Here is a 9,117-nt window from a genome sequence, read left to right as displayed (position 1 = left end):
CAGCGCGGCCGCCCGCACGGCGTCCAGGCCGTCGGGCAGCTCGGCGAGGGAGGACGTCGGGACGCACACGTACTCGGCCCACCCTCCGGCCGGCGGATGCCCCACCACCCGGCGGCACACGGCGGGCCCCGACCCGTCGGCGGCGGCCTGCACCACCAGCCCGGCCACGTCCTTCCCCGGCCGCCACCCGGCCCGGGGCGCCTCCAGCTGGAAGGTCTCGCCCCGGTTCACCGAGAACGCCTCCACCTTCACCAGCGCCTCCCCCGGCCCCGGCCGCGGCTGCTCCACCTCTGCGAATCGCACCGGCTCCGCTGCCCGCCCCGTCGCCACCAGCGCCTTCATCCCCACTCCTCCGTCGGACACCCGCTCACCTCACCCCGCGCCGCACCACCCGGTCCAACAACCGGAGGAGCGCGACGACAACCACCGGTTGTGCGGCGAGAAGCGATGCGCCGGAGGCGGCTGCGGGCGACGCGGCGGCCTGCGTGCCCGAAGCGCCCCGCCGACGGGAGGCCGAAGCCAGGCCCCTAGGGTGCCGGGGTGGATCTGGATCTGGCGCAGGTGCGGGCCTTCGTCGTCGCGGCCGAGGAGTTGCACTTCGGGCGGGCGGCCGGGCGGTTGGGGATCAGCCAGCAGGGGCTGTCGAAGCGGGTGGCGCGGCTGGAGGCGGCGCTGGGGGTCCGGCTGCTGGACCGGGACGCGCGCGGGGTGGGGCTGACCGAGGCCGGGCGGCGGTTCCTGGAGCCGGCCCGCCGGGTGCTGGCGCAGGGGGAGCGGGCGGTCGCCGCCGTGGGGTGCGCCGCCCGTCCGCTGCGGATCGACGTGTGGGGGCACCTGTACGCCCCGATGCGTACGCTCGCGCAGGCGGTGGACGCGGCGCCGGGACTCCAGGTGGAGCCGGTGCCGGGCCGGGACCTGCCGTCCGTCGCGGCGGCCGTGCTGCGCGGGGAGGCGGACGCCGGATTCGGCCGGGTGCACCGGCTCCCCGGCAACGAGGGCGAGTTGACGCACCGGCTGGTCCGGCTGGAGCCCGTGGACGCGCTGCTGAGCACCGACCATCCGCTGGCCGGCCGGGACGCCCTGCGCCCGGACGAACTGCGGGGCAGTGTGCTGCGCTACCCGGCCGCGGTGGACCGGCTGGACTTCCTCACCCGCTTCGCCGCCCGGTTCGGGATCTCCCACCGGGTCGGCTCGACCAACCTGGGCCTGGAGCACTTCGTGGAGCAGGTCCGCACCGACCCGGCCTGCTTCTCCCTCGTCCCCGCCGACGGCCCGCTCCCCGGGCGCCCGGGCGTCCGCACCGTCCCGCTGGCGGACCCGACCCCGCTCTACGCCTGGTCGCTCCTCTGGCGCACCGGCCCGGCCACCGACCAGCACCCCCGACTCGACGATCTGCTGCGGGCGTTCACCACCGAGGCGGCCCGCAACCGGTGGCTGGAGTACGACCCGGCCCGCGACTGGCTCCCGGACGCCGACCAGGCCGCGCTCCACCCGTGACGACCGCCCACGACGGCCGAAGCGGCCGCGCCGGCCGCCGCCGGCTCAGGAGGTCCGGAGCCAGGAGTCGGTGGTGCGCTCCACCGAACCGTCCGCCTTGTAGTAGGTGACGGTCGCGGCGTCGGTGCCCGGCTTCGCCACGAGGGCGTAGTAGCGGAACGGGGAGTCCCCGACCGCGACCGGCACCGCCTCGGTGGTGCCGCCGGTCTTCCAGGTGACCACGACCTTCGCGACCTCGGCCTGGACCCCCTCGATCACCACCGCGGGGACGCCCGAGTCGTGGTGGAGGCCGAGCGAGGCGCCGCCGACGGCGCCCGGGAACCCGCCCGGGGCGGAGACCGCGTGCAGGGAGTCGTCGACCTGCCGCTTGCCGTCCACGGTGAAGTAGTAGTTCACCTCGTCGATGCGCGGGTCCCAGTTGCTCTCGGCGTCCTTCGGGACGACCGGCTTCACCTCCGGGTTGGCGGCGTACCGCTCCGCCCGGATCAGTCGGGCCTGCTTGAGGGCGTCCTCCTTGGTGGGGGCGACCGGCCACAGCGCGGCCCAGGCCTGCCAGGTGTGGCCGTTCGCCGTACCTTCGGCGACCTTGACCCGGGTGGGAGTGAACGGGTCCCGGGCGACGGGTGCGCTCGGGGTGGCGGCCGGCGCGGAGGCCGGGGTCGAGGCCGCCACCACCACGGTCGAGACAGCCGCCCGGCCGCGCTCGCCGAGCACCGCCGTACCGCCGGCGACTCCGGCGACCAGCACCGCCGCCACCCCGGCGGTCAGCAGCCTCCGGCGACGCAGCCGCCGCCGGCCTCCGGCGACCAGCCGGTCGTACGGGACCGCTCCGGTGTCGACGCTCCCGGCCAGTTCTCCCAGGGCCCGCACGGCCGCCGACTCGTCGCCGGTCGCCGTGCCCCCAGGCAGGAACTCGTTGTTCATCTCGCCCCTTCGATGCTCGTCAGTCCGATGAGTGAGGAGACCCCGCGGAGTTTGGCCAGCCCTCTGGCCGCCTGGCTCTTCACCGTGCCGACCGAGCAGCCCATCGCCGCCGCGGTCTGGGTCTCGCTGAGGTCCTCCCAGTACCGCAGCACCACGGCCTGGCGCTGGCGCGGCGGCAGGGTGGCGAGCGCGGCGAGCAGCACGGCCCGGTCGTCCGGGTCGGCGCCGTGCGGCGCGGGCCGGTCCGGGAACGCGGTGACCGGGTACTCGACCACCCGCCGCCGGAACCGTCTGGCGTGCTCGTTGATCACGATCCGGCGCACGTAGGCGTACGGATCGTCCGCCGTACGCACCCTGCTCCAGGCCGCGTACGCCCGCTCCAGCGCCTGCTGGACCAGGTCCTCGGCGCCGTACCGGTCACCCGCGAGCAGGTACGCCGTCCTGAGCAGCCGTGACCACGCGCTGCCGACGAACGTCCGGAACTCCTCGTCCCGGGCGGTCTTGTGGGCTCCCATGAGCACCTCCTCAACCTCCCGGAGCCCGGGACGGCCGCGAACCGTTGCCCGTCGTTCGCGATTCGCCGCCGACGGCTGTGACACTGGAGGGGCTCGAAAACCGAGGTGCGCTCCGCCGTGCCTCCTTGCGAACCTAGAGGGATGCCCGCAGTGAGTTCTCCCGCAGTCCAGTCCGCCACCGCACCCACCGAGGGGCCCGGAATCGGTGAGCTGGCCGCCCGCCTGCCCGAGCTGACCCTGCGCGACCGGGTGCGGATCGGGCGCCGGCTGGAGGGGGCCCGTCGGGTCCGCAAGCCCGAGGCCCGGCAGAAGATCGCCGCCGACATCGCCGCCGACATCGACCGCGCCGAGCTGGCCGTCGAGCGGCGCCGGCAGTCCGTCCCGAGGATCGGCTATCCGGCCGAGCTCCCGGTCAGCCAGAAGAAGGACGAGATCCTGGCGGCGATCCGGGACCACCAGGTGGTGATCGTCGCGGGCGAGACCGGCTCCGGCAAGACCACCCAGATCCCGAAGATCTGCCTGGAGCTCGGCCGTGGCGTGCGCGGCCTGGTCGGCCACACCCAGCCGCGCCGGATCGCCGCCCGCACGGTGGCCGAGCGGGTCGCCGAGGAGCTGGACAGCCCGCTCGGCGAGGCGGTCGGCTGGAAGGTCCGGTTCACCGACCAGGTCGGCCAGGACACCCTGGTCAAGCTGATGACGGACGGCATCCTGCTCGCGGAGATCCAGACCGACCGCGACCTGCACCAGTACGACACCCTGATCATCGACGAGGCGCACGAGCGCAGCCTCAACATCGACTTCATCCTCGGCTACGTCAAGCAGCTGCTCCCCCGCCGCCCGGACCTCAAGGTCGTGATCACCTCCGCGACCATCGACCCGGAGCGCTTCGCCCGGCACTTCGGCGACGCCCCGATCGTCGAGGTCTCCGGCCGCACCTACCCGGTGGAGGTCCGCTACCGGCCGGTCGTCGACGACGTCGACGACGACGAGGCGGACGAGGCCGACCGCGACCGGGACCAGATCCAGGCGATCTGCGACGCCGCCGAGGAGCTCCAGGCCGAGGGCCCGGGCGACATCCTGGTCTTCCTCTCCGGCGAGCGCGAGATCCGCGACACCGCCGACGCCCTCGGCCGGCTGAAGCTGAAGAACACCGAGATCCTGCCGCTGTACGCGCGGCTCAGCTCGGCCGAACAGCACAAGGTCTTCCAGCGCTCGCGCAGCCGTCGGATCGTGCTGGCCACCAACGTGGCCGAGACCTCGCTCACCGTCCCCGGCATCAAGTACGTGATCGACCCGGGCACCGCCCGGATCTCCCGCTACAGCCACCGCACCAAGGTGCAGCGGCTGCCGATCGAGGCGATCAGCCAGGCCAGCGCCAACCAGCGCAAGGGCCGCTGCGGCCGCACCTCGGACGGCATCTGCATCCGGCTCTACTCGGAGGAGGACTTCCTCTCCCGCCCCGAGTTCACCGACGCCGAGATCCTGCGCACCAACCTGGCCTCGGTGATCCTCCAGATGACCGCGGCCGGCCTCGGCGACATCGCCGCCTTCCCGTTCCTGGACCCGCCGGACTCGCGCAACATCAAGGACGGCATCCACCTGCTGCACGAGCTGGGCGCGCTCGACCCGGACGAGAAGGACCCGCGCAAGCGCCTGACCCAGCTCGGCCGCAAGCTCGCCCAGCTCCCGGTGGACCCGCGGATGGCGCGCATGGTGCTGGAGGCGGACCGCAACGGCTGCGTCCGCGACGTCATGGTGATCGCCGCCGCGCTCTCCATCCAGGACCCGCGCGAACGCCCGGCCGAGAAGCGCCAGGCCGCCGACGACCGGCACCGCCGGTTCACCTCGGAGACCTCCGACTTCCTCTCCTACCTGGCGATGTGGCGCTACGTCCGGGAGCAGCAGCGGGAGCTCTCCTCCTCGGCCTTCCGCCGGATGTGCAAGTCGGAGTTCCTCAACTACCTGCGGATACGGGAGTGGCAGGACATCTACACCCAGCTGCGCACCGTCGCGAAGCAGTTGGGCGTGACGATCGAGGAGCCGCACCCCGACGCCGAACCGGACGCCGACCGGATCCACCAGTCGCTGCTGGCCGGCCTGCTCTCCCACATCGGCCTGTACGACGTGGAGAAGCGTGAGTACGGCGGCGCACGCGGCGCCCGGTTCGCCGTCTTCCCCGGCTCCGGCCTGTTCAAGAAGCCGCCGCGCTGGGTGATGTCGGCAGAGCTGGTGGAGACCTCCCGGCTCTGGGCGCGGATCAACGCCAGGATCGAGCCGGAGTGGGTCGAGCCGCTGGCCGGCCACCTGATCAAGCGCAGCTACAGCGAGCCGCACTGGGAGAAGAAGGCCGGCGCGGTGCTGGCGTACGAGAAGGTGACCCTCTACGGGATGCCGGTCGTCGCCCAGCGCAAGGTCAACTACGGGAGGATCGACCCGGAGCTCTGCCGCGAGCTGTTCATCCGCAACGCGCTGGTCGAGGGCGACTGGGAGACCCACCACAGGTTCTTCGCGGAGAACCGCAAGCTGCTCGGCGAGGTCGAGGAGCTGGAGAACCGGGCCCGCCGCCGGGACATCCTGGTGGACGACCAGACCCTGTTCGACTTCTACGACGCCCGGCTGCCCGACGAGATCGTCTCCACCCGGCACTTCGACTCCTGGTGGAAGAAGGCCCGGCACGAGCAGCCGGACCTGCTGAACTTCGAGAAGTCGATGCTGATCAACGACTCCGCGGACGGCGTCACGGAGGCCGACTACCCGGACCACTGGCAGCAGGGCAAGCTCAGCTTCAAGCTGACCTACCAGTTCGAGCCGGGCAGCGACGCGGACGGCGTGACCGTGCACATCCCGCTGCCGGTGCTCAACCAGGTCACCGCGGAGGGCTTCGACTGGCAGATCCCCGGTCTGCGGGAGGAGCTGGTCACCGCGTACATCAAGTCGCTGCCGAAGGCGATCCGGCGCAACTTCGTTCCGGCGCCGGACTTCGCCCGGGCGGCGCTGCGCGCGGTGAAGGACCGCCAGGAGCCGCTGCTCCCGGCCCTGGAGCACGCCCTGAAGCGCCTGACGGCGGTCACCGTGCCGCCGGAGGCCTGGGACGACGAGCGGGTGCCGGACCACCTCAAGGTGACCTTCCGGGTGGTGGACGGGCGCCGCAGGCTCGCCGAGTCCAAGGACCTGGAGGAGCTGCGGCTGAAGCTCAAGCCCAAGCTCAAGGAGACGCTCTCCTCGGCCGCCTCCGGCCAGGGCATCGAGCAGAGCGGGCTGACCGCCTGGCCGGCCTCGCTGCCGGTGCTCCAGCGCACCTTCGAGCAGCGCTCGCGCGGCCACTCGATGCGCGCCTACCCGGCCCTGGTGGACGAGGGCCAGTCGGTCGGCGTCAAGCTGTTCGACACCCCGGAGGCACAGGCCCAGTCGATGTGGGAGGGGACGCGGCGGCTGCTGATGCTGACCACCAACTCCCCGGCCAAGTCGATCCAGGGCCGGCTGGGCAACCAGGCGAAGCTGGCGCTCTCGCACAGCCCGCACGGCTCGATCGGCGCCCTGTTCGAGGACGTCGTGGCCGCCGCGACGGACCGACTGATGACCCTGGCCGGCGGCCCGGCCTGGGACGAGGCGGCCTTCGGCAAGCTGCACGACAAGGTGCGCGCGGACCTCTACGACCTGTCCGCGGACACCACGTTGAAGACGGCCACCGCGCTGATCGCCTTCCACAAGGCCTCGACCCGGCTGAAGACGGTGAGCAGCCCGGTGCTGCTGAACGCGGTGAACGACATCCGGCTGCACCTGGCCTCGCTGGTGCACCCGGGCTTCGTGACGGCCGCCGGCTGGCAGCGGCTGCCGGATCTCAAGCGCTACCTGCTGGCGGTGGACCGCCGCCTGGAGGCGCTGCCCAACCACCCGCAGCGGGACGCCCAGCAGCTGCTGAAGGTGCAGCAGGTGCAGCAGGCGTACGGGGAGCTGCTGGCGGCGGTGCCGGCCGGGCACCAGCCGTCCGCGGAGGTGCGGGCGATCCGCTGGATGATCGAGGAGCTGCGGGTCAGCTTCTTCGCCCAGTCGCTGGGCACGCCGAGCCCGGTCTCGGAGAAGCGGATCGTGAAGGCGATGGAGGCGGCGCGGGCGACCCTCTGACCGGGCGGCGCCCTGAGCTGCGGATGGGCCTTCAGGAGCCAGTTCGACCTGGGGGCCCACCATGGGCTACGATCTGTCTTGTTCGCAGCGCGGCAAGCGAGTGAACGAGATCAGAAGAATCTGGTCCCGTGGAGCAGTTGGTTAGCTCGCCACCCTGTCAAGGTGGAGGTCGCGGGTTCAAGTCCCGTCGGGATCGCCGCAGTGCGAGAGGCCCGGAACCGTCAGGTTCCGGGCCTCTCGCTTTTGACCGTTGGCCCCATACCCCGGCTAGGTCTAGACCACAAGCGACAGGTCGCGTGACGGTCGTCACGCGACCTCCTCCGGAGCGGGCCCCTCGGAACCCCCCTCCAGAACCCCGCTAATTTAATATGTAAAATTGTACAGGTATTCACTGTAAATCCCCCCCGCCCCACGCGCATCAAATCGTTATCCGGAGTTCAACATTCCGACCGGCCGGCCGGTACTGAACACCCTCGGGCGAGCACGACAAAGGGGCCGCTTACCGGACCCGGCGGAGTCCGGTAAGCGGCCCCTTTAAAGAGCCTTTGGCCTATCAGGCCTCAGTGCGCTGGGCGGGAATCCCGGCCAGCAGAGCGCGCACCTCCGCCTCACGGTAACGGCGGTGACCGCCGAGCGTGCGAATCGACGTCAGCTTGCCTGCCTTGGCCCAACGGGTGACCGTCTTCGGGTCCACGCGGAACATGGTGGCAACCTCTGCCGGCGTCAGCAGCGGCTCAGCATCAGGGGTACGAGCGGTCATGAGCGGCCTCCTCGGGAGAACCGAACCAGGGCGGTTCTATCCTTCAAATTCTGCACCTTGGCCCGCGATGCCCGAAATGGCATAGACGGGCCGAGTCGGTTATAGGACGAACGGCTTGTCCTGGTGTCTACAACTACACCATCCGTCCAGCCCTATCGACCAAACCGCCAAAATTGACCCCTCACGGGCTCAAGGCCGACGGATGGCGATGGACCACCCCATAGCGGACAGTCACAAAGTGATGACATCCGGTTACGAGGGGACCAGACCCTCCGTTTCCCCGCAAAGCACGCATCGACTCCAGAACCACCCAAAAGTGGGCACGCTCACGTGAAGTTGGGCTGGTTGTCCCATTTTTGCACATAGGGGTAAGTTCGCGTCAACGGTGAGTAGTGTCACGTTCGACAGCTATTGACCCGAACCAGGACCTTGGTCATCGGACCCGCAGTCCTTAGGACTCTTACAGTCATACACGCGCGGTCCGACATCAGTTCGCGTGCCGCAGCGCCAGCACCCGGCGCCACCGCACCGTCAGTTCCCCGTACACGCGCAGCGCCTCGGCGGTGTCCCCCGCCCGCAGCGCGCGCAGCCCCTCCTCCAGCTCCCCCGCCGAACGGTCCGCCAGCAACCGCTCCGGGCCCAGCAGATGCACCAGGCCCCCGTAGTCCAGTTCCACCAGCGAGCGCGGGTGGAACTCCTCCAGCCAGCGCCCGACCAGCTCCGCCCCCTGCACCAACTCCCCGTCCGGCACCAACTCCCCGTCCGGCACCGCCTCGCGCAGCGCCCGGAAGGCCCGTGCCACCCGCCGGCGCGCCTGCGCCATCGGCACCAGGTAGAACAGCGCCGCCGGCCGGTCCCCCCGCTCCTCCCCTTCCTCTTCCCCTCCCCGCCCGTCCGTCGGCCCGGCCCCGCCCGGCACGAAGCAGCGGTCCTCGTCCCCGAACGGCAGGAACCAGTGGACCGGCACCTCCCACCTGCTGGTCAGGATCCACGGCCGGGCGTCCGGGTGCGCGGACCGCCAGCGCTCCCGGTCCGCCTCGGCGGCCTCCCGGGTCACCGGCGGCAGCGCGGTGTCCAGCAGCGCCACCGGCGCCCCGGCCCGCAGCTCCTCCAGCGCCTGCCAGCTGCGCAGTCTGGTCGCCCACGGGCAGACGTACAGTACGCCGTCCACCACCCGCAGGTACGCCCGCCCGCTCTCCCGCTCGGGCAGCGCCCGGGGCGTGCGGGCGGCCAGCCCGGCGAGCGCCTCCCGCTGCTCCTCCAGCACCGCCGCCGCCACCGGCTGCGCCGGCTCCG

General features: G+C 71.8%; 7 protein-coding genes and 1 tRNA gene. 3 read left to right on the top strand and 5 right to left on the bottom strand.

Annotated elements, in window-relative coordinates:
- Window positions 1–342, bottom strand: a 342-nt coding sequence (locus KS423_RS29845) for an alcohol dehydrogenase catalytic domain-containing protein (RefSeq protein ID WP_374120052.1), incomplete at its 3' end; no start/stop codon positions are given.
- 198 nt (window positions 343–540) lie between these two features.
- Here KS423_RS29845 and KS423_RS29840 point away from each other — a divergent pair.
- The gene (locus KS423_RS29840; RefSeq protein WP_224282885.1) at window positions 541–1,497 is read left to right on the top strand and encodes a LysR family transcriptional regulator; all 957 of its coding nucleotides are present in this window, start codon (window positions 541–543) and stop codon (window positions 1,495–1,497) included.
- A 45-nt stretch (window positions 1,498–1,542) separates the two neighbouring features.
- Here the strand turns inward: KS423_RS29840 and KS423_RS29835 are convergent, their stop codons facing one another.
- Window positions 1,543–2,421: a hypothetical protein gene (locus KS423_RS29835; RefSeq protein WP_224282884.1), complete on the bottom strand. Its 879-nt coding sequence runs from the start codon at window positions 2,419–2,421 to the stop codon at window positions 1,543–1,545.
- Window positions 2,418–2,936 carry a SigE family RNA polymerase sigma factor gene (locus KS423_RS29830; protein WP_224282883.1) on the bottom strand — a complete coding sequence of 173 codons (519 nt, stop codon included), beginning with the start codon at window positions 2,934–2,936 and terminating at the stop codon, window positions 2,418–2,420. Before KS423_RS29830 ends, KS423_RS29835 begins: the two co-directional genes overlap by 4 nt.
- A 141-nt stretch (window positions 2,937–3,077) precedes the next feature.
- On the opposite strand from KS423_RS29830, the gene hrpA reads away from it, so the two are divergent.
- Both hrpA and KS423_RS29820 read left to right on the top strand, forming a co-directional pair.
- Window positions 3,078–7,061: an ATP-dependent RNA helicase HrpA gene (hrpA, locus tag KS423_RS29825; RefSeq protein ID WP_374120051.1), complete on the top strand. Its 3,984-nt coding sequence runs from the start codon at window positions 3,078–3,080 to the stop codon at window positions 7,059–7,061.
- A gap of 122 nt (window positions 7,062–7,183) precedes the next feature.
- A tRNA-Asp gene (locus tag KS423_RS29820) sits at window positions 7,184–7,257 on the top strand.
- Window positions 7,258–7,614: 357 nt separating this feature from the next.
- Here the strand turns inward: KS423_RS29820 and bldC are convergent.
- Entirely contained in the window at window positions 7,615–7,821 is a 207-nt protein-coding gene (gene bldC, locus KS423_RS29815) for a developmental transcriptional regulator BldC (protein ID WP_014137253.1), read from the bottom strand.
- 487 nt (window positions 7,822–8,308) lie between these two features.
- Window positions 8,309–9,117: hypothetical protein (locus KS423_RS29810; RefSeq protein WP_224282882.1), on the bottom strand; the 809-nt coding region annotated here is incomplete at its 5' end.

The sequence above is a fragment of the Streptomyces sp. LS1784 genome (assembly GCF_020103755.1).
Classification (GTDB): Bacteria; Actinomycetota; Actinomycetes; order Streptomycetales; family Streptomycetaceae; genus Kitasatospora.
This window is presented reverse-complemented; position numbering and strand designations above follow the sequence as displayed.

Bases quoted from the DNA above. Each gene is read 5' to 3' on its own strand.
- KS423_RS29835 (WP_224282884.1), bottom strand. From the start codon at position 2,421: ATGAACAACGAGTTCCTGCCTGGGGGCACGGCGACCGGCGACGAGTCG.
- KS423_RS29830 (WP_224282883.1), bottom strand. From the start codon at position 2,936: ATGGGAGCCCACAAGACCGCCCGGGACGAGGAGTTCCGGACGTTCGTC.
- hrpA (WP_374120051.1), top strand. From the start codon at position 3,078: ATGCCCGCAGTGAGTTCTCCCGCAGTCCAGTCCGCCACCGCACCCACC.
- bldC (WP_014137253.1), bottom strand. From the start codon at position 7,821: ATGACCGCTCGTACCCCTGATGCTGAGCCGCTGCTGACGCCGGCAGAG.